Below are 17,702 nucleotides of genomic sequence, written 5' to 3'. Positions count from 1 at the left end.
CCCAGATCGCGCCCGCGAACGTTGGCCTGAACCACCATGCGCCGGCTGCCGTCATTGCGGCTGATCTGGTTCTGCCCCTCGGCCACCTGAATCCGGGCGACGGAGGAGAGCGGAACCGTCACGCCCGTAGCGGTCGTGATCGGCAGGGCCGCGAGGGCCGCCGGATCGTTCCGGGCTTCATCCGCGAGACGGACGACGACGCTGAAGCGGCGATCGCCCTCGAAGATCTGCCCGGCCTCGGCGCCCCCGACCGCGGCCGAAACCGCTTCGGAGACATCGGCAGCCGACAGGCCGTAGTTGGCGGCCGCGAAGCGATCCACGCTGACGGTCAGGGTTGGGAGCCCTGAAGCCTGCTCCACGCGGACGTCCGCAGATCCGGGCGTCGCGCGCAGAGCGTTGGCGACTCGATCCGCCGTAGCCTGCAGCTGGGTGAAGTCGTCGCCGTAGACCATGACCGCGAGGTCGGTTCGGACGCCCGAGATCAGCTCGTTGAAGCGCAGCTCGATGGGCTGGCTGAACTCGAAGCTGTTGCCGAGTTGCCCGGCGGCGAGCTCTTCGAACCGCGCGATCAGCTCCTCCTTCGGGAGGTTCGGATCGGGCCACTCCTTGCGGTCCTTCAGGACGATGACCGCGTCGGAGATGTTCGGCGGCATCGGGTCCACGGCCGCCTCCGCCGTCCCGGTGCGGGCGAAGATGGTCTTCACCTCGGGCTGGGCCTTGATGACGCGCTCCAGCGCCATCTGCATCGCCAGGGATTGCTCCAGCGACGCTGAGGGCACGCGCAGCGCCTGCATGGCGATGTCGCCTTCGTCCAGGGTCGGGATGAACTCACGCCCCAGGCTGCTGAAGGCTATGCCGCCGATAACGAGAGCGCCGAGCGCGGACGCCAGGACGACCCTCGGACGATCGACGGCCGCGCGGATGGCGGGTTCGATCCAGCGGCGCGCGTAGCGGAGGATGAAGGTCTCGTGCTCGTGCGCGTGGCCGTGCTCGTCGACCTCCACCTTCTTCGGATCCCGCACCAGCAGGGCCGTCATCGCCGGCACGAAGGTGAAGGAGAAGATGAAGGCGCCGACGAGAGCCAGCATCACCGTCGCGCCCATCGGGATGAAGGTCTTGCCCTCCACGCCCTCGAGCATGAGCAGAGGCGTGAAGACCAGCAGGATGATGAGTTGGCCGAAGGCGGCCGGCTTGACCATCTGACGCGCCGCGGCTCCGGCGACCGCCAGACGTTCCCGACGCGTCAGCATCCGCCCGGCCTCGGCCCGCTTCTGGCTGAGCATCAGCAAGGTGTTCTCGACCACCACGACCGCGCCGTCGACCAGAAGGCCGAAGTCCAGCGCGCCGAGGCTCATCAGGTTTCCGCTGATGCCGAAGCGGTTCATGCCGATGACCGCGAACAGGAAGCTGATCGGGATCATCAGGGCGGTGATCGAGGCCGCGCGGATGTTGCCGAGCAGCAGGAACAGAACCACGATCACCAGCAAGGCGCCTTCGATCAGGTTCTTGGCGACCGTCGAGATGGTCTTGTTGACGAGCGAACTCCGGTTCAGGACCGGTTCGGCGACGACGCTCGGCGGCAAGCTCGCGGAGACTTCCTCGAGGCGTTCGGCGGCGGCTTGGGCCACCGTCCGGCTGTTGCCGCCGGCCAGCATCAGCGCCGTACCGACGACCGCTTCGTGGCCGTCGCGGCTTGCGCCGCCGAGACGCGGCGCCTGGCCGATTTCGACGGTGGCGACATCGGCGACCCGCACGACCAGCCCGTTACGGTTGACCACGGGGGCCTGGGCGAGATCCGGGATGGTCTGCGCCAGGGCGTCGGTTCGGACGGTCAGGGCTTCACCGGACCGCTGAACATAGCCCGCACCGGCCTGGGTGTTGGCCCGCTCCAGAGCGACGATGAGGTCGTTCAGGCTCAGGCCGTATCCCGCCAGACGCGCGGCGTCAGGCCGAACCGCATACTCCTTCACATAGCCGCCGTTCACATCGACGCCGGCCAGGCCCTTCGCGGTCCGCATGCGCGGGGCGATGATCCAGTCCTGGACCGTGCGGAGATAGGTCGCGCGGGCCTGTGGTGTGGTCAGCAGTTCGCCTTCGGGCGTCAGATAGGCGCCGCCCGCCTGCCAGCCGGGCTCTCCCGGTTTGGCGAGATTGGCGCTGTTGAACGGTTTGAAGTCGACCGTCCACATGAGGACTTCGCCGAGGCCGGTGGTGATCGGCGCGAGCGCCGGCTCCACGCCCTCCGGCAACCGCTCGCGCGCCTGGGCCATCCGTTCGGCCACCTGCTGGCGAGCGAAGTAGATGTCCGTGCTGTCGGAGAAGATGACAGTCACCTGGCTAAAGCCGTTTCGGCTGAGCGACCGGGTAGTCTGGATCCCCGGGATGCCCGCCATGGCGGTTTCGAGGGGATAGGTGACCTGGCGTTCCATCTGCTCGGGCGCGAGCGCCGGGGCGATGGTGTTGATCTGGACCTGCCGGTTGGTGATGTCCGGCACGGCGTCGATGGGCAGCTGCGTCAGGTTGTAGAGGCCGAAGGCGGCGACAATCGCCGTCGCCAGAACCACGAACCATCGGAAGCGAACCGAGGCTTCGATAATCGCTTTGAACATGACGCCCCCCTAGTGCCCGTGCTCGGCTTCGCCCTTGGCCATCTCGGCCTTGAGCAGGAAGGCGTTGGCTGAGGCGACGCGTTCGGAGCCGGTCAGTCCGCGCAGGATCTCTGTGCGGCCCGCGGCCTGACGGCCCGCCAGCACCTGCACGGCCTGGAAGCCGCCCTCCACCTGAACGAAGACCACGGTGTTCCCGTCGACGGTCTGAACCGCTTCGCTCGGCACGGTCATCCCGCCGGCAGCCTGACCGGTCACGACAGCGCCGGTGACGGCCGACCCGGCCGGCGGCAGGGTCGCGCCCGAGGGCCGGGCGCGGATCACGGTCGCACCGCTCTCACTGAGCCCGGCGTCGGCCGCGACACCGGTGACGACGGCGTCGAACTCCCCGTTCGGGCCGGTGACACGCATGGGCGAGCCCGCGCGGACGTTGGCCGCCAGGGCCGGCGGCGCATTGAAGACCATTTCGACCCGGGCCGGGTTGCTGACCTCGGCCACCACGCCGCCCTGGGCGACAAAGCCCCCCGGACCGACCTGGACGCTGCTGACCACACCGGAAATCGGGCTGGTCACACTCAGCCGCCCGGAGGCGTTCGGCGATCCGGCCGCTGCGGAGCGGGCGCGGGCGGCCCGGGTCGCCGCCTCGGCGCTCAGGAACTGGGCGCGGGAAGCCTCGACCTCCTGACGGGCGACGATGCCTTGATCCGACAGGCTGCGATTGCGCTCATAGGCCTGGCGGGCCGCCTCGGCGGAGGCTCCGGCCGCATCGGCCTCGGCGCGGAAAGTCGCAGCCTCGCCGCTGACGAGGCTGACGAGCGGCTGGCCGGCCCGGACCGACTGACCCGGCGCGACGAGAACCCGCTCGACGCGACCTCCGACGGCAGCGGCGACCGCGGCGCGGGAATCGACCATCGGTTCGACGCGACCCGCCAGGCGGGTTTCGCCCCCGCCACCGCCGCCGACGCCGACGATCGTGATGCCCGCCGCCTGGATCTCTGCAGCGGTCAGTTCGACCCGCCCTTCGGTCTCGGCCTCGGCGGTCTCGCCTTCGGTGTGTCCCCCCTCCTCTTCCGCGTGGCCGGCCTCGCCTTCAGCGGCGGGCGGCGTGGCGGGTTCGGTGGATCGGGTGGCGAACCAGAGCCCGCCGCCTCCGAGAACGACGAGGGCGGCGACGCCGCCGATCAGCAGTGTCTTGTTGGATGTGCGTTTGCGCATCACTGGGCTCCTTCGAAGGGGGCGCGGCCGTTGAGGCGCGCGAGATCGATCTCGGCGCGGACACGCGCGAGACGCGCGTCCACGGCAGCGGACCGGGCGTTGACGAGGGCGGTGCGGGTGACCCGCAATTCGACCTGGGAGATGCGGCCGGACTCGAAGCCGATCCGCGACAGGCGGTAGGCTTCCTCGGCGGCGGTGACGCCGGCGTCAGCGGCGTTGACGCGGCTGACGGAGGCCGCGAGACGGGCGACCGCAGCGGCGCGATCCGCCTGGGCCTCCTGCCGCGCACTCATGAGCCGGGCGTCAGCCGCGCGAAACTCGGCCTGGGCCGCCTCGATGTTCCCCCGGTTTCGGTCGAACAGCGGCAACGGCATGCTGACGCCGAAGGTCAGGGCCGTCGCGTCCTCAGCCTCGAAGCGGCGGATGCCGATGCTGGCGTTGATGTCCGGGCGGGCCTGAACCCGTTGAACATCGATGCGCCGTTCGGCGGCGGACCGCTGGGCCTCTGCCACACGGACAGTCGGCGCGTCGTCGATAACCGATCCGACCGTCGCTGGCGTCTCATCCAGGAGACTGTCGTCGATCCGGGTCACGGCGACCGGGATCATGGCGACCGCAGTCAGACGTGCGTAGGCGGCGTCGCGTTCGGCGACGGCCTCATCCCGCGTAGCGCGGGCGGACGCGGCTTCGGCCTCGCCCTGGATGCCGCGCAGCAGGGGCTCTCGCCCCTCCTCCACCAGCGTCAGGGCGGCGCGAGCGTCCGCAACCGTGAGGGTCAGGGTTTCCTCGGCGAGGGTCGCGCGCCTCTGGGCCGCTTCCGCCTCGGCGTAGACGAGGGCGAGACGGCCGGCGGCGTCGACTACGGCGAGATCCCGCTGCAGCCCGACCGCTCCGGCCTCGGCGCGGGCGGCGGCGATACGCGTTGAACGACGCCCCCACAGTTCGAGATCCTGGCTCAGGGCCAAGGTCATGTCCGCGTTGTTCAGGCCTGAATAGGGACCTGAGCCGTAGGCGTTCTCGACATCGAAGCCGAGGACTGGGTTGGGCCGCACCCGCGCCTGACGGACACGGGCCTCGGCGGCGTCATAGTTGGCGCCGGCTTCGAGCGTCGCCGGAGCGTCCCCGAGTTGGGCGAGGAGTTGGGCATAGGTCGGGGCCGGGTCAGCCCATACGGGACTGCCCAAGGTCGCCGCGATCGCGGCGATGGCGCAGCCGACCGCGTAACGCGGCCGCCTGCGAGATGTGGGAGACATGATTCATTTCCAGAGTTTCTGAGGACGAAGAGGCGCGCGAAGGCGCAGGTCTTCGGTCAGACTCTGGGGGGGCGCTTCAGGCCATCGGGCGTGATGGAGGCCCGGAAGTCGTCGTGACGGCCGCTCTGCAGCGGCGGTTCTCCGAACGCGGGAGCGATCGAGTCGACGCCGTTGGTGCGGGCGGTTGTCGTGTGGTGGCAGTGACCGTGCGAGCAGACGCCGTGACCGGCGCCCTTTCCACTGTGGTCGCCATCGCCCTGATTATGATCGACCGCAGCGTGAGCCGCGGGCGGCTCGGGCAGGCAGGTGGCGGCGTCGACGGCAGGCGCGAAGAAGAAGGCGGCGAAGACGATGGTCGCCGCCACGATCAGTTTCGCCCATGTCGTCATCGACCAGGTCATCTCGCGCTCGTTACTTCCGTTCCCGACATCAGGCAATGCGTTACAAAGTCCGCGCCGCAGACGTTGCTGCGCGGCTCTCCGCTCTTGCCTGTAACAGGATAGAGATCGCGGATTGAAGGAAAACCCCGCCCAGCAGAAGGCCAGCCAGCAGGTCCGGCCACCGGGAACCGGTCAGCCAGACCAGCCCGCCAGCCGCAGCCACGCCGAGACTGTGGATGAGGTCGTTTCGGGTGCAGAGCCAGACGGAGCGGACGTTGGCGTCGCCCTCGCGGAAGCGCACGAGCAGCAGGGCCGCAACCAGATTGGCGGCGAAACCGACCAGTCCCAGACCGGTGATGACGGCGCCTTCGGGCGGCTGCCCCGTGACCGCTCTCCAGACGGCGTAGCCGAGAATGCTCACGGCCATGACGAGAAGGCTTGCGCTTTTGAAGACTGCGGCGCCGGACCGCACCCGCACGGATTTTCCAATGGCCCAGAGGCTGATGGCGTAGGTGGCGCTGTCGGCCAAGAAGTCCATCGCATTGGCAGCGAGCGCCGCCGATCCCTGCATGAGACCGCCCGCGGCGACCGCGAAGAACCCACCCAGATTAAGGGCGATGACGGCCACCAGCACGCGGCGATAGGCGGGCGAGGCCCCGTCGAACCGGACCTGATGGCCGCAGCAGCCTCGGGACGGGGCGCAGGATTCTGTCGGGGCGGGCGTGGTCATGCGCCCTTCATGCATCCTCTAGCCACTAGAGGATCAAGCCCTATATTTCGTCCATGGCCAGAGACGCATCTCCTCCCCAGCTCCGGACTATCGGACGCCTCTCAGCCGAGACCGGCGTGAAGATTCCGACGATCCGGTTCTACGAGAAGATCGGTTTGATGGAGGAGCCGCCTCGCACGGCAAGCGACCGGCGCCTTTACGACGGCGCTGCGACGCGGCGGCTGGCCTTCATTCGCCATGCGCGGCAGCTGGGGTTCGAGATCGACGACATTCGCGCCCTGCTGGCGCTGTCCGACGAACCCGACCGGCCCTGCACGGAGGTCAACCGGATCGCCGAGCGCCAGCTTGCGGCGGTTGAGGCTCGCATCGCCGGGCTTCAGGCGCTGCACGCCGAACCCGCCCGGATTCAGGCGGCGAGTTGCTCAGGTGGGCGGATTTCCGATTGCCGGGTGATCGAGGCGCTTGGAAACCACACGCACTGCGATGGTCACCACACGCGTTATTCGGCGCGCGATTAGCCGGGCGCCGGCTGCCGCCCTCTATTTGCCCCGGTAGTACCGGATCAGCGGCTCATGCTCGGTGCTGTCGGGCTGCATGTGCCGGCTGCGGATATCCAGGCCCAGCGCCGGATCCGGCGGCAGGTATTCCTTGTCGATCAGGATGATCTGGGTTTCGGACAACTCCCCGGCCTTCAGCGCGTAGACCATCCGGTAGAAGCCTTCGAACTGCGCCCTGTTTTCCCGTTCACTGATGTTCTTCATCGGGGAGTCGATGATCAGAAGCTCCGGAAGCGGCGCGTCGAGCAGGGCCGCTATCCGGTGGACGGCGATGGCGAAGCAGCATTTGAACAGGGTCTTCTTCCCGCCGCTGCTCATGGAGGTGAAGGTCGAGGCCGTGAGATCGGATGGGTCGCTACTGAAGACGGCGGGGTAGAAGGTCGGCGGCTCCAGGGCGACGCGGTCGTCGCGCTGGATGCCCGGCACGCCGGACTGGACCAGGGCGTCGAGGAAATAGTCGCCGAGCCGGGTCAAACTGGTCCGGTCGGCTTCGGCCGACGTGCGGGCATCCTTCAGGGCCTCCCTCAGCGTGAGCTCCAGGGCAATGATCTGGGCGAGCGCTTCGCGCTGCTGCTGCAGGAGGTCGGGAAGCCGCAGCAGCCAGGCGAGGCTCTGCAGTTCGGCCTCGAGCGCCGCGCGCTCGCGCTCCTTCAACAGGACGGTCGACAGGAACGCCGAGTCCGCCTCCTCGCTCGCGCGGTTGCGCGCGGTTTCAAGGGACGCCTTCCGGTCCAGCGCGCGCTCCCGCCGCAGTCGGATGCGGGTGAGACTGCGGTCGATCTCTTCGATCGCGCTGTCGAGGTCCGCCCGGCGCGAGGCGATGTCCAGTTCCAGGGCAGCCTGCTCCGCCGCGTCGGTCAGTTCGAGCCTGTCGTCCTGGCCGCAGACCTCGCAACAACGAGCAGGGCGCGCCGGGAGGCTCTGGGTGCATCGGGGGCAGTCCGCAAACCCGACGTCGCCGAGGATTTCGCGCGCCACGGCGGAGCGCCGGAACTTCAGGCCGAGGGTCTCGATCTCGTTTCGATGGCGCACATGTCGTTCGCGCGCGGCAAGCAGTTCATCGGCCGCAACGTCGAGGCGGGCGACGCCAACCCCGAGACGGCGGGTCCGGCGTGCGAGGATATCGACGGCATGCTCCGTCTGGCCCACCCGCTTCAGCTCCCGCAGGGCCACGATGCTGGCCTCCGCCTCGGCCAGGGCCGCCTTCAGGGACGCTTCGCGCTCGGCGATCTGCGCTTCGGAGCCGGCGCCCACTTCGTCGAGGGTTCGGGTCAGGCTTTCGATGGCGGAGGCGCGGGCCGTGCGATTGGCGCGCAGCTGATCCAGTTCGGCCTCCAGATCGGCGACCCTTTCATCGTGATATCCGATGACGTACCGGATCACGTCGCGGCTCTTCAGGCGCAGGTAGAACTCGGCGTCCTCTTCCAGATGGAAGAAGGCGCTGTCGATGTTGTCCTGGTCCAGATAGCAGTACCAGAGCAGATCCCTGACGGAGAGACGGACCGTCTTGCTGTCGTCCTTCAGCTTGCTCTTGCGCACGCGCGGCGGCTGGACGCCGGACAGCCAGAAGATGAGGTCCGACAGGGTCTCGACGCCGGTAAGGGGGATCAACTCCCCGGCAGCGGCCCTGGCCGGCACGATCACCGACTGGACCTCGTCCCCGACGGCCCATGAGGCGAAGACATTGGCCCCGTCGCGCTGCCGTTCGATCATGAGCGTGCTCCTCTCAAGCTCCACAGTGAGCGTCGCGGATACGAATTCGGCCTGCAGGGCCGGTGACAGCTGGATGGCGCCGCCGAGGCAGTAGTCGATCATCCGGGCGATGCTGGACTTCCCCGCGCCCATCTGGCCCCAGAAATAGGTGATGTCCGAGAAGACGATGGTCTCGGTCGCATGCCTCAGATCGAGGCTCAGCGACTGCAGATGAAATTTCACGACTGATCACCGTCCAGGGCGGCGCCGCTTTCGGCGCCGATCTCCTGCCCCCACTTCATGCCCGTGATTTCCGGGACGATCTCGTAGACGAAGTCCTTGAGCTTCATGGCCGACATGTCCCCGACGGTCTTGACCACCAGCGTCCCGCGCTCGGCCAGGTCCGCGAACAGCGGCCGCTGCGCGAAATCGTCTGCGACCGCACGGCCGGCGTCGGTCAGCCCGATCTCGATCTTCCGGCCGGAGAGCGACAGGGTGACGAGGCCTCGTGCCGACAGCAGACTGAGCCACCGCCTGTAGCGCCCGTCCCATGGACCGTAGCGGAAGCGGATCATCCGCGTCTCCACGGTCGTCCGTTCACGCGGCGACAGATGAACCGCGTCGGGCGACTTCCCGCGCGCGACCAGGGCCCGCTCCAGATAGACGGGGTAGCGCAGAAGGAAGTCGAGCTTGGCCAGCTTTGTGATCCCTTCCACGGGCTTGGGCGTCCTGCCACGCTTGTCGGCGCACCTGAGCAGGACCAGCAGCCGCATCAGATGCAGGCCATCGGTGTTCTCTGCCCGGGCGGCCGCCCTCAGGACCCCGAGGCTCATGGGCGCGGCTCCTGGACGTCAAAGCGCTTGCTCCACCAGACACGGCACTCCCGCGTCAGCATGGCGGCGACGCCGACCAGCACTTCGTAGGGCTGTCCGCCCATGAGCGACCTGCGATCGCCCTCTAGCCTGCGAAGCCTGCCGGTCACGTCCGTCAGCATGGCCGGGCCGAAGGTCTCGGACTCGTTCGCGGCGGCGTAATAGGCCTCCACGCATTCGCCGTGGACGGCCTCCTCGATCTGCTTGAGCTGTTTCTCGGCGGCGACAGGGTTGCGCGCCTGATCCTCCAGCAGGGCGTATTCCGCGGCCATCTCCTTGGCGGTCATGTAGCTCACGGCTTCGCCCAAGCCGCCCGCTTCGAGCTTCTGTTCAAGGACGCCGGCTCGCCGGGGACCGCCGGGCGTCAGTCGGGGCTGGCCCTGATAGGCGAAGGCCTTCAGGGCGATCGTGGGCGGGGCGAAGACGACATCGGCGCAAACGATGCGCTTTGCGGTGATGACCGGATCCTCGTCGCCCTCGGCCAGAAGGCTGCGGGTGTGGCGCTCCGGGGCGGTGACATGCAGGGAAGCGGCGCGATGGACCCGCGCCACCAGGTCGTCACGAAGCTCGGACAGCTGGGCGGGTGTGAGGGCGCTGCAGTCGTCAAGCCGCCCGAGATGCTCATGGGCCAGGGTCGCGTCGAACTCCGCCCTGGACGGTCCCTTGACCAGCTCCACCCGGCGCAGGACGTCGAACAGCCTCTGCCGGTCGGCGCCCAGGGTGGCCCCCAGTTCGTCGAAGGCCGCCAGGAAGGGTGCCGCGATGTCCGCAAGCGAGGGGCAGGCCCTCAGGTGCGCCAGCATCAGCGGAGGGCATCGCCCGCGGCGCTTCTGATCCTGGATGTCGTCGCCGACCACATCGAAGTCGGAGTTGGACACGAAGTACAGGACGCCGATCTGCGAGGGGTAGGTCGCGCACAGGTCGACGAAACGGCCGATCGACTTGACCAGGGCGGCATCGCGGAGCGTCCAGGGTCCGTTCTCCGGCGTGGACGTCTTGATCTGCCAACCGTCGAACAGGCCGTCCGGACGCTCGCACAGCAGATCCTCGTGGTGTTCGCAGTAGAGGTTCACGTAGGGGAAGGCGCCGCGCCGAACGGCGACGAGCAGGACCACCCCGTACTGGTGCTGATATCGGAAGTTGCGTTCGGCCTCATCGCCAGGGTCACCGCTTCTCGTTCCATCGAGACGCGGGTCCTCCAGGGCATCCGCCCCATCGCCATCAAGATCAATCACCTGCGGCCGCCCCTCCGCGAGCCCCCGTCGCCGTCCCCGGAACCGGCGACGCTACGCTGCGAGCCGAACCTGATCAACCGACACGACCTTGACGGGAAGGAATTCGCGCCCGTCGCTCACGGACGAAGGATCTGCGTCCTCCCGCCCCAGAACGCCACCGCGTCGGGCGTCTGATTGTCCGAAGGAATGACGGGCCCTTGGAAAACGCCGCTGGCTGTCTCGTAGAGCTGTGTCGCGACCCCTTTCATCCGATGGGCCTCATTGACCGTGATGGTATCGCACCGGACCGCATCGGCGTCGGCGGCGAAGGTCGCCTGTGCGACGAAACCGCCCTGCCACGTCGAGACGTCGAACCAGATCGCCCCGAAGCTCTTGGGCACCTCGATCGACCCTTCGGGGAAACGCTCCCCGATACGCGGGTCTTCGGGCGGCCCCGGCGGAAGACACCACATCACCACCCGATAGGGCTCGGCCGGATCGTCGATTTCGTACAGCTCGAATTTCGTGATCGGCTTCACGCGCTTCTCCTGGACCCGGACATCGGCCCGCCGACCACTTTCGACTTGTCCGGGCGCCACACCGCAGAGGATAAGCACCGTTGGCGGGTTCCGGAACGTATAGGCGCTGATCCTGAGCCAGGGGACGCATCGCGTCGGCGGCGATCAGGGCTGAAACCCCCGGCTTCCGTACAGAAGTTCCAGACCCGCCCCCTACTCTTCGTTGCACCAAACCTCACTCCGCGTCGGGATCGATGATGCCATCGCGAACGGCGACCGCGACCGCTTCGATACGCGTGCGGACGCGCAGCTTGGCGCAGGTCTTCTCCAGATATCCGGACTCCGTCGCCTCCATGCTCCGGATCGCCCAGCACCGCGGCTGGTCGGGCATCAAGGTCTCCGGTGACGACGCCTTCCGCCGCGAAGTCTGGGTGCAGGGACGATCGCTGGGTCTCGCGGTCGCGGGCTACAAGCCGACTGAACGGGATCGACAGGCCGCCAAAGAGTCAACCGATCGGGCCGGCCGCCGCGCCACGGAGCCATCACGCGAAGAGGTGAAGCGGCGTCTGGACATGGCCGCCGTGGTCGTCCGCACCCTCATCTCGGATCCGGCCACCCAGGCCCGTCTGCTGCAACAGGCGTGGGCGCGGGTTCACCCTGGGTCGGACAAGTCCCGCGGGCCCGACAGCCGTGACGCGCGGACGCGGGGGGAGCGAACCCGGCAGCGGTGATGAGGCCGCGCCGTTGTGTCGGCAACCGGAGCTGCCGCTCTGACCGCGTCCACAGCCCCGGCATCAGACGATCGTCCTCGTCAGCGAGTTCGATCTTTGCCTCGCGCGCTCCGCCCATGATCTTCGCCGAGGGCCCGGGCCAGAATTTCCCGCCGGGTCGCGACGGGCGGCAGTGTCCGAACAAAGGTCTCCAGGTCGCGCCCGAGGCTACGGTCTGCCTCCAGTTTCGACGCCTGAAGCCGCAAGGCCTCAACCACGAGCGCCTTCCGGATTTGCGCCTGCTTCTGGCGCAGGTGGACCTCCCAAGGCTCCGCTTCAGCCGCCGGCCTGGCAGCGTCCTTTAACGCGCCCCTGAGCGTCTCCGGCATCGCCCCCTCTCCACGCTCGAACCGCTCGCGCAGCTTTCGAACGGGCGTGCGTTCGCTCTTGCGCACCACACCACGCGCGCGTCGCGGCGTGGCTTCGGCCTCGACGCCCCGATCACGCAGGGCCGCTGCGAAGGTCTCGCGCCAGAGCTGGAGGTCCGCCTTGCGCGGATTGAGCCGTTCCCCGTCACGTCCAAGCGCCCGGACGGTGAGATGGACGTGGGGATGCCGATCATCCGTATGCAGGGCGAAGACATAGGGATGGCGATCGCCGAACAGGGCGTCCGCGAACGCGCGCGAGGCATCGTGCACCCGGCCGGGTTCCACCCCCGCCGGCATGCTCAGAACGATCGACAGCGAGACCGGAGCATCCTTTCGGGACGCCAGAAAATCCAGTTCTGCGCGCCAGTCCTCGGCCAGCGCGCGGACCTCCGCACGTCCCGACAGACACTCGCCGTCGGGTCCCTCCAGGACCAGTTTTCCTTTTCGGGTGATGTAGTCCAGGTGGCGCTGCAGATGGTCGCCGTCCCGCGTTCGGCCGGTGATCTTGACCATCACCTCCGGGGCGCGGCGCGCGACGCGCTGAAGCCTGGCGGTCGCCGGCTCGCTTCCCTTCCCTCGCGTTACACGCAGCACCGCGTGCGCCAGCCTCGCCCGCCGCATGCGGACGGGAGGACGCAGCGCCTCCTCGAACCCTGACGGGAGGCGAAAGTCGTTCATGGGTCGGGCGTCCAGTACGACAGATTACCCGCGAAGGCGTCCCGCACCCCGACCAGGTGCGCGCGGATTTCGTGCGCATAGGCGTCCAGCTGGGCGACCTCCAGGTCCAGCACCGCGCCCTCCATCACGGCCGTGTTCAGGGCCCGGGCGATCTGGTTGATGTTGACGCCGATCCGGCGAAGTTCGCGCTGCACCTCCAGAAAAGCGATCGCCTCGCCACGGCTGAGCTGAGGTCGGCCATGCAGCCGCGCGCGGATCAGAGCCACGGTCCATTGTGTCCGGGACTGGCCTCTCCGGGCCGCCTCGCGCTCCAGGGCGGTCATGTCCTCGATGGTCAGCCGCAGGCCCAGTTTGGCCTTCAGGCGCGCGGGCGGCGTCGCCGGGGCCTCCGGAAACGGCACCTGGGCCGCCGCTTCCATCAGCCGTCGCAGGAGCCGCGCGCGTCCGCCGCGCGAGGCCGCGGCGGCGTCGAAGCGGCGGATCAAATCGGGAGGGAGGCGAAGGGTGAGGCGATCCATGGGCGAGTGGGTCTGTCAGACATTGCCGGCGCAAAGCCTATCCTGCCCTAGAACCCTCACCCCCTTCGCCCCGTAGGCTTACGGGGCTGGCCCGACCTCCCCTCGGCGGCCGGTTCCGGCCGCTCGCCCGCCGCCCTGAAGGGCGCCCCAACCAGGCGGGAAGAGGAAGACCTCGCGGCGCGCCCGCTCGGAGGGTGGGTCTTTTTCCCGCCCTACCGGTGGGGCTCGTGCGAACCCCACCTGGGTCCTCAGCCTGCCGCTGAATCAGCGGGACGTTAAGCGGCGCATCTGGCGTAACGATCGTAAGCATACCCAGTCAGGTAGGTCATGACGGCGCCATACTTCCGCAACCCCGGAACCTTGTTCGCCGCCCATCGCACCCATAGGTTCGTGGGGAAGGAGTTTCCGCCATGTCCACCCCCGCCTCACCGAGCGTTGTCCCGTTCCCGCCGCTCGCCCCCGCCCCGCCCCCCGCCAAGACCGCCGCGTCGCAGGACCGGATCTGGGGCAAGGCCGTCATCGCCAACGGTTATGCCGGCATCCCGTCGATCCTGATCCAGGCGCAGTCGCGACTGGGGCTGACCGCAATGCAGTTCAACATCCTGGTTCAGCTGCTGGACTATTACCGGGACCCGAACCGCGCCCCCTTCCCGTCGCGGGCGGAGCTCGGCCGCCGCATCGGTGTGAAGCCGAAGACTATCCAGACCAATATGCGGCAGCTTGAGCAGGCCGGCCTGGTGCGTCGCGAGATGCGCAAGACGGCGGCCGGCGACTGGGCCTCCAACATCTACCATCTCGATGGTCTGATCGAACGGGTCCGCAAGCTCGAACCCGAGTTCACCCAGGCGCGCAAGGATCGGGAGGCCGCCCGGCTTCGTGTCTCCACTCCGGTGGGACTGCGTCAGCCGTAAAGTCCGGGCCCAGAATTGATTTACCCCGGGGGCATGCTTTGCAGCAGAGGCGATCCCGGGGTGTACGCAGGTAGAGATAATCCATGACCCACCCTGATGCAAGGCCGGCGGCCGACGCCGATGCGGTGGAAGCCGCGCTCTCTCTCGAACGCTTCGCCCGCTATGTCGCGTGGGCGGAAGGCGACCGCGAGCGCGCCGTGGCCCTCTATACGCTGAACACCCAGGTCTCCGAAGCCCTCTATGTGCCCCTCCAGGCCCTGGAGGTGGCGCTGCGCAATCGCATCCATACGGTGATGTCCGAGGCCCATGGCCCGGGCTGGTTCCAGCCCGAGGCCGGTCACGTCACCGACCGTCAGGCCGAACAGGTGCGCACGGCGATCGCCGAGCTGACCGAGGCGGGCAAGCCGATCGAGGACGGCCGCGTGGTCGCCGCCCTGACCTTCAGCTTTTGGACCTCGATGTTCGGGCGGGAGCAGGACGATCTGTGGAAGCGCACCCTGCACCGGATCGCCACGCGGGAAGGCCGCTTCCTGGCCAGGAAGGACTTCACCGCGCGCCTGACACAGGTGCGGCTCCTGCGGAACCGGATCGCCCACCACGAACCCATTCTCTACGGGAACCTGCCCAAGCTGCATCAGGCCATGCTGGAGATGACCCGCTGGCTGTCGCCGGCGATGGACGACTGGCGCGGGACGGTCGACCGCTTCCCCGAGGTCCACCCGGCCGAGCGTCTCGCCCTGCCCCGCCCCGGGAAGGACGAGGCGTGAGCGAGCCCTCCGGGACGACGAGCCCGGTCATCGACGTGAACATGCTGAGGCGGACGGCCATCGAGGCGCACGGCCTGATCCACGCCGACCGGGCCTACTGGCTCTACTACGACGAAACGAACAATATCCGGCGACTGCATCTCCAGGCCGACGCCTTCAACGTCCCGGATCTGAACTGCTGGGTGCTCGGCGGTCTCGGTCGTCGGGATTCGACCCCGATCGATGTCGCGCCGCTGAGGGCGCGGGCCTTCATCCAGCCCAACGCCGAGGAGCTGCATTTCGCGCTCTTCGGCCGGGGCGAGTTTCCGAAGGTCCTCGGGTCGAGGAAGCTCGAAACGTTTCTCGACTGGGCGCTGGAGGAAGACTTCCTCGTCCACTACCTCGCGCTCGACCCCTTCTACTGGTCCGTCGTCGATGTCGTCGACTCGGTGCTGGCGGCCGGGAAAATGCCGGACGGCTTCGGGGAAACCCTGAAGTCGGACCTCTGCACCGTGCTTCGCGCCGACCGGGCCCGGACCGCGGCCCTGATGGCCCGGTTCGACTATCCCGACCTGAAGCCGGAAAACCGGCACGCCTTCATGACCGAGTTGATCGCCTTCGCGGAAGATCACGCCGGTCTGCTGGATCATTTCGGCTACCAGATGCTGCGGGGCCTGCTGCAGATGGGCCGCCACCATCCCTTGCCCTTCATAGAGGGCGGGGAAGCGCGGGTTCTGATCGACGGCTTCCGGGATTTCTTCCTGGAGCGCATCTGCATCCTCAAGAATGCGAGCCACATCTTCGACGCCGAGGACGTCGTCTCCGGCGAGCTCGCCCGGATGACGTTGACCGACGGCGACGCCCCCTTTTGCAACTATCGCTTCGTCGAGAGGTCGCATGACGATCCCGGCGTCCAAGCCTCCGATGTGATGGTCGGCTTCCTCGCCAAAGTCTTCAGCTGGATCTCCAGTGTGGACGAGGACGAGGTTCGGGATTGAAGGCCGCCCTGAGCCCGGCCCAGGCGCGCAACCGGGAGCGCCTCATCGGTCTTCTCGAGGCCAGCTACGCCGAGAACGCGGCGTTCACGCACACAGTCGTCAGCTTCGCGGACCGACAGAAGGCCGCGATCTTCCTCGACTTCTGAGGAAACGGGCCGACGGCTCGTCGGCCCGTCCCGGCCTCAGGGCTGCAGACCGTGCAGATGGTCGACCGCCTTCTGCGCGTGCGAGGCCGCCGAGACGATGAAGCGCTTGTCGTCCTTCAGGACCTCGAGCCAGTTGGCGATATAGGCCGCATGGTCCTCGCGCGGTTCGAGGGCGAGCCCGAGGTCCGCGCAGAGGAAGGCGGCGCCGAGCTCGGCGACGAGCTCTTCGCGGGCATAGCCGGCGTCGCCGAAGCGCTGACGGCCCAGGTCCCGATCGAGACGCGTGGGATGGCGCGTCCAGTGGGTCATCTCGTGGCCGAGGGTGCTGTAGTAGTCGTCCGCCGTCTCGAAACATTCGAACGGCGGCATCTGCACATGGTCCGGACCCGGGGCGTAGTAGGCGCTGCCGCCGCCGTGCCGGATCTCGGCGCCGCAGTGTCTGAAGAAGGCGTCGATGCGGGCGATCCGCTCATCCGGATTAATCTCGATCGTCTCCGGTTCGCCGAAGCGCTCCGGCAGGCCTTCGATCTGATCGACGTTGAAGACGGTGTAGGCCTTCAGGAACGGGATGCGCTGCTGGACGTCCGCGCCCGTGTCGTCGGTGTCCTCACGGACGATCTGGTTGGCGTAGACGACCGTCGCGCCGCGTTCGCCCTTACGGACGTGGGCGCCGAGGGCCAGCGCCTGACGGAAGGTCATCCAGGTGGAGCGGCTGAATCCCCGGCTGGCCGCTTCGCCCCAGAGCAGGACGACATTGATGCCGTTGTAGGGCGTTCCATCATGGCGGAGCGGGCGGCTGACGGAGATCGAGGCCTTCCAGGGCTGGGTCCAGGGGCGGACCCCGGCTTCGAGCTGGGCGATGATCTGTTGGGTGACCCGGGTGTGGATGTCCGGGCGTGCGGGATCGGCGGGGCGCGTCATGGCGGCCTCCTCGAAACGGAGTGTGGGAAGAAGGAGCGGCGGCGCGGTCTCCGCGCCGCCGCGGCTCTTTGGTCAGCGGGACCAGATCAGGCTGTGTCCGCCCTCGACCTCCACCAGGGAGGCGTAGATCGGTCCCGGGAAGCTGGGATCGTCGAGCTTGACCGAGAGGTAGTCGCGGTCTTGCTGGCTCTTGCGCTTCCAGGCGGCGCCGAACTCGGTCTGGCCGGCGAAGATCCGGAAGTCGGGGGCCTTGTCGTCGTTCTTCTCGTTGGGCCGAAGAACCGCCGCCTTGACGTTCAGGGTGAGGGTCTTGATCGAACCGGTGTAGCCGTCGCCTTGGGCGGTGAAGGTGCCGATGGTGGCCATGTCAGTCTCTCCTTTGCTTCGGGCCACGCCTGCCGCGGCCTCGATGGCGATCGGGAGACCGGGGCCCGGGCGGCGCGCAGGGAGAGTGGAGCGAGCCCCCGCAGCGAAGCGGAGGACCGCGACAAGAGACTTTCTTGTTTCGCGAGGAAGGCCGTCAGGCCGGGGATGAAAGTCGCGCAAGCGGTTGCGCCAGCCGACCGGGTTTCGGTCAGATCCGCCTCATCGAGAGGCCGCGCCGGCTGG

Annotated in this window: 19 protein-coding genes; 6 read left to right on the top strand and 13 right to left on the bottom strand. The window is 68.2% G+C overall.

Translation table 11 applies throughout. The annotated features are described in order from the left end of the window. From Q0C81_RS04870 to Q0C81_RS04850, 5 genes are all read right to left on the bottom strand, one after another. On the bottom strand, positions 1–2,609 hold a 2,609-nt coding region (locus Q0C81_RS04870), incomplete at its 3' end, for a CusA/CzcA family heavy metal efflux RND transporter (protein ID WP_291834355.1). A gap of 9 nt (positions 2,610–2,618) precedes the next feature. After that, positions 2,619–3,821 carry an efflux RND transporter periplasmic adaptor subunit gene (locus tag Q0C81_RS04865; RefSeq protein ID WP_291834352.1) on the bottom strand — a complete coding sequence of 401 codons (1,203 nt, stop codon included), beginning with the start codon at positions 3,819–3,821 and terminating at the stop codon, positions 2,619–2,621. After that, positions 3,821–5,074, bottom strand: coding sequence for a TolC family protein (locus Q0C81_RS04860; protein WP_291834349.1), 1,254 nt, complete (start codon positions 5,072–5,074; stop codon positions 3,821–3,823). The genes Q0C81_RS04865 and Q0C81_RS04860 overlap by 1 nt, the downstream gene beginning before the upstream one ends. A 56-nt stretch (positions 5,075–5,130) precedes the next feature. Next, positions 5,131–5,475, bottom strand: a complete 345-nt coding sequence (locus Q0C81_RS04855; RefSeq protein WP_291834346.1) for a hypothetical protein — start codon at positions 5,473–5,475, stop codon at positions 5,131–5,133. A 40-nt stretch (positions 5,476–5,515) separates the two neighbouring features. Then, a complete protein-coding gene (locus Q0C81_RS04850; protein ID WP_291834343.1) occupies positions 5,516–6,184 on the bottom strand; it encodes a cation transporter in 669 nt (222 codons plus the stop codon). Between the two features lie 53 nt (positions 6,185–6,237). Here Q0C81_RS04850 and Q0C81_RS04845 point away from each other — a divergent pair, with 53 nt between their 5' ends. Beyond that, entirely contained in the window at positions 6,238–6,702 is a 465-nt protein-coding gene (locus tag Q0C81_RS04845) for a helix-turn-helix domain-containing protein (RefSeq protein ID WP_291834340.1), read from the top strand. A 21-nt stretch (positions 6,703–6,723) separates the two neighbouring features. Here Q0C81_RS04845 and Q0C81_RS04840 read toward each other — a convergent pair whose 3' ends face one another. From Q0C81_RS04840 to Q0C81_RS04825, 4 genes are all read right to left on the bottom strand, one after another. After that, on the bottom strand, positions 6,724–8,676 hold the full coding sequence (locus Q0C81_RS04840) for a hypothetical protein (protein WP_291834337.1): 1,953 nt from the start codon (positions 8,674–8,676) through the stop codon (positions 6,724–6,726). Further along, the gene (locus Q0C81_RS04835; RefSeq protein WP_291834334.1) at positions 8,673–9,266 is read right to left on the bottom strand and encodes a hypothetical protein; all 594 of its coding nucleotides are present in this window, start codon (positions 9,264–9,266) and stop codon (positions 8,673–8,675) included. Before Q0C81_RS04835 ends, Q0C81_RS04840 begins: the two co-directional genes overlap by 4 nt. Beyond that, a complete protein-coding gene (locus Q0C81_RS04830; protein WP_291834331.1) occupies positions 9,263–10,540 on the bottom strand; it encodes a dsDNA nuclease domain-containing protein in 1,278 nt (425 codons plus the stop codon). The genes Q0C81_RS04835 and Q0C81_RS04830 overlap by 4 nt, the downstream gene beginning before the upstream one ends. Before the next feature lie 116 nt (positions 10,541–10,656). Beyond that, complete coding sequence (locus Q0C81_RS04825) at positions 10,657–11,058, bottom strand: hypothetical protein (protein ID WP_291834328.1); 402 nt, start codon at positions 11,056–11,058, stop codon at positions 10,657–10,659. Positions 11,059–11,390: 332 nt separating this feature from the next. Here Q0C81_RS04825 and Q0C81_RS04820 point away from each other — a divergent pair, with 332 nt between their 5' ends. Continuing rightward, positions 11,391–11,768, top strand: coding sequence for an LPD7 domain-containing protein (locus tag Q0C81_RS04820; RefSeq protein ID WP_291834325.1), 378 nt, complete (start codon positions 11,391–11,393; stop codon positions 11,766–11,768). 80 nt (positions 11,769–11,848) lie between these two features. Here Q0C81_RS04820 and Q0C81_RS04815 read toward each other — a convergent pair whose 3' ends face one another. Together Q0C81_RS04815 and Q0C81_RS04810 are read right to left on the bottom strand one after the other, a co-directional pair. Further along, positions 11,849–12,853, bottom strand: coding sequence for a relaxase/mobilization nuclease domain-containing protein (locus tag Q0C81_RS04815; RefSeq protein ID WP_291834322.1), 1,005 nt, complete (start codon positions 12,851–12,853; stop codon positions 11,849–11,851). Continuing rightward, the gene (locus tag Q0C81_RS04810; RefSeq protein WP_291834318.1) at positions 12,850–13,371 is read right to left on the bottom strand and encodes a MobC family plasmid mobilization relaxosome protein; all 522 of its coding nucleotides are present in this window, start codon (positions 13,369–13,371) and stop codon (positions 12,850–12,852) included. The genes Q0C81_RS04815 and Q0C81_RS04810 overlap by 4 nt, the downstream gene beginning before the upstream one ends. 410 nt (positions 13,372–13,781) lie before the next feature. Between Q0C81_RS04810 and Q0C81_RS04805 the strand changes: the two genes are divergently transcribed. The 4 genes from Q0C81_RS04805 (at position 13,782) to Q0C81_RS04790 (ending at position 16,172) form a co-directional block, all read left to right on the top strand. Next, positions 13,782–14,282 carry a helix-turn-helix domain-containing protein gene (locus Q0C81_RS04805; RefSeq protein WP_291834314.1) on the top strand — a complete coding sequence of 167 codons (501 nt, stop codon included), beginning with the start codon at positions 13,782–13,784 and terminating at the stop codon, positions 14,280–14,282. 83 nt (positions 14,283–14,365) lie between these two features. Further along, positions 14,366–15,049 (top strand): Abi family protein, encoded by a 684-nt coding sequence (locus Q0C81_RS04800; protein WP_291834312.1) that lies wholly within the window; start codon positions 14,366–14,368, stop codon positions 15,047–15,049. After that, the gene (locus tag Q0C81_RS04795) at positions 15,046–16,026 is read left to right on the top strand and encodes a hypothetical protein (RefSeq protein ID WP_291834309.1); all 981 of its coding nucleotides are present in this window, start codon (positions 15,046–15,048) and stop codon (positions 16,024–16,026) included. Before Q0C81_RS04800 ends, Q0C81_RS04795 begins: the two co-directional genes overlap by 4 nt. Next, complete coding sequence (locus Q0C81_RS04790) at positions 16,023–16,172, top strand: hypothetical protein (protein WP_291834305.1); 150 nt, start codon at positions 16,023–16,025, stop codon at positions 16,170–16,172. Before Q0C81_RS04795 ends, Q0C81_RS04790 begins: the two co-directional genes overlap by 4 nt. Before the next feature lie 36 nt (positions 16,173–16,208). Here Q0C81_RS04790 and Q0C81_RS04785 read toward each other — a convergent pair whose 3' ends face one another. After that, complete coding sequence (locus tag Q0C81_RS04785; protein ID WP_291834302.1) at positions 16,209–17,093, bottom strand: zincin-like metallopeptidase domain-containing protein; 885 nt, start codon at positions 17,091–17,093, stop codon at positions 16,209–16,211. A gap of 72 nt (positions 17,094–17,165) precedes the next feature. Further along, positions 17,166–17,459: a DUF736 domain-containing protein gene (locus tag Q0C81_RS04780; protein ID WP_182714080.1), complete on the bottom strand. Its 294-nt coding sequence runs from the start codon at positions 17,457–17,459 to the stop codon at positions 17,166–17,168. Positions 17,460–17,702: the final 243 nt, after the last annotated feature.

The sequence above is a fragment of the Brevundimonas sp. genome (assembly GCF_023259385.1).
GTDB lineage: Bacteria > Pseudomonadota > Alphaproteobacteria > Caulobacterales > Caulobacteraceae > Brevundimonas.
The sequence above is the reverse complement of the archived record's forward strand: the minus strand, read 5'-3'. Positions and strand labels throughout refer to the sequence as shown.

Coding starts and splice junctions, on each gene's coding strand:
- Q0C81_RS04810 (WP_291834318.1), bottom strand. CDS start 13,371: ATGGATCGCCTCACCCTTCGCCTCCCTCCCGATTTGATCCGCCGCTTC.
- Q0C81_RS04820 (WP_291834325.1), top strand. CDS start 11,391: ATGCTCCGGATCGCCCAGCACCGCGGCTGGTCGGGCATCAAGGTCTCC.
- Q0C81_RS04785 (WP_291834302.1), bottom strand. CDS start 17,093: ATGACGCGCCCCGCCGATCCCGCACGCCCGGACATCCACACCCGGGTC.
- Q0C81_RS04845 (WP_291834340.1), top strand. CDS start 6,238: ATGGCCAGAGACGCATCTCCTCCCCAGCTCCGGACTATCGGACGCCTC.
- Q0C81_RS04835 (WP_291834334.1), bottom strand. CDS start 9,266: ATGAGCCTCGGGGTCCTGAGGGCGGCCGCCCGGGCAGAGAACACCGAT.
- Q0C81_RS04850 (WP_291834343.1), bottom strand. CDS start 6,184: ATGACCACGCCCGCCCCGACAGAATCCTGCGCCCCGTCCCGAGGCTGC.
- Q0C81_RS04800 (WP_291834312.1), top strand. CDS start 14,366: ATGACCCACCCTGATGCAAGGCCGGCGGCCGACGCCGATGCGGTGGAA.
- Q0C81_RS04815 (WP_291834322.1), bottom strand. CDS start 12,853: ATGAACGACTTTCGCCTCCCGTCAGGGTTCGAGGAGGCGCTGCGTCCT.
- Q0C81_RS04865 (WP_291834352.1), bottom strand. CDS start 3,821: ATGCGCAAACGCACATCCAACAAGACACTGCTGATCGGCGGCGTCGCC.
- Q0C81_RS04780 (WP_182714080.1), bottom strand. CDS start 17,459: ATGGCCACCATCGGCACCTTCACCGCCCAAGGCGACGGCTACACCGGT.
- Q0C81_RS04855 (WP_291834346.1), bottom strand. CDS start 5,475: ATGACCTGGTCGATGACGACATGGGCGAAACTGATCGTGGCGGCGACC.
- Q0C81_RS04805 (WP_291834314.1), top strand. CDS start 13,782: ATGTCCACCCCCGCCTCACCGAGCGTTGTCCCGTTCCCGCCGCTCGCC.
- Q0C81_RS04860 (WP_291834349.1), bottom strand. CDS start 5,074: ATGTCTCCCACATCTCGCAGGCGGCCGCGTTACGCGGTCGGCTGCGCC.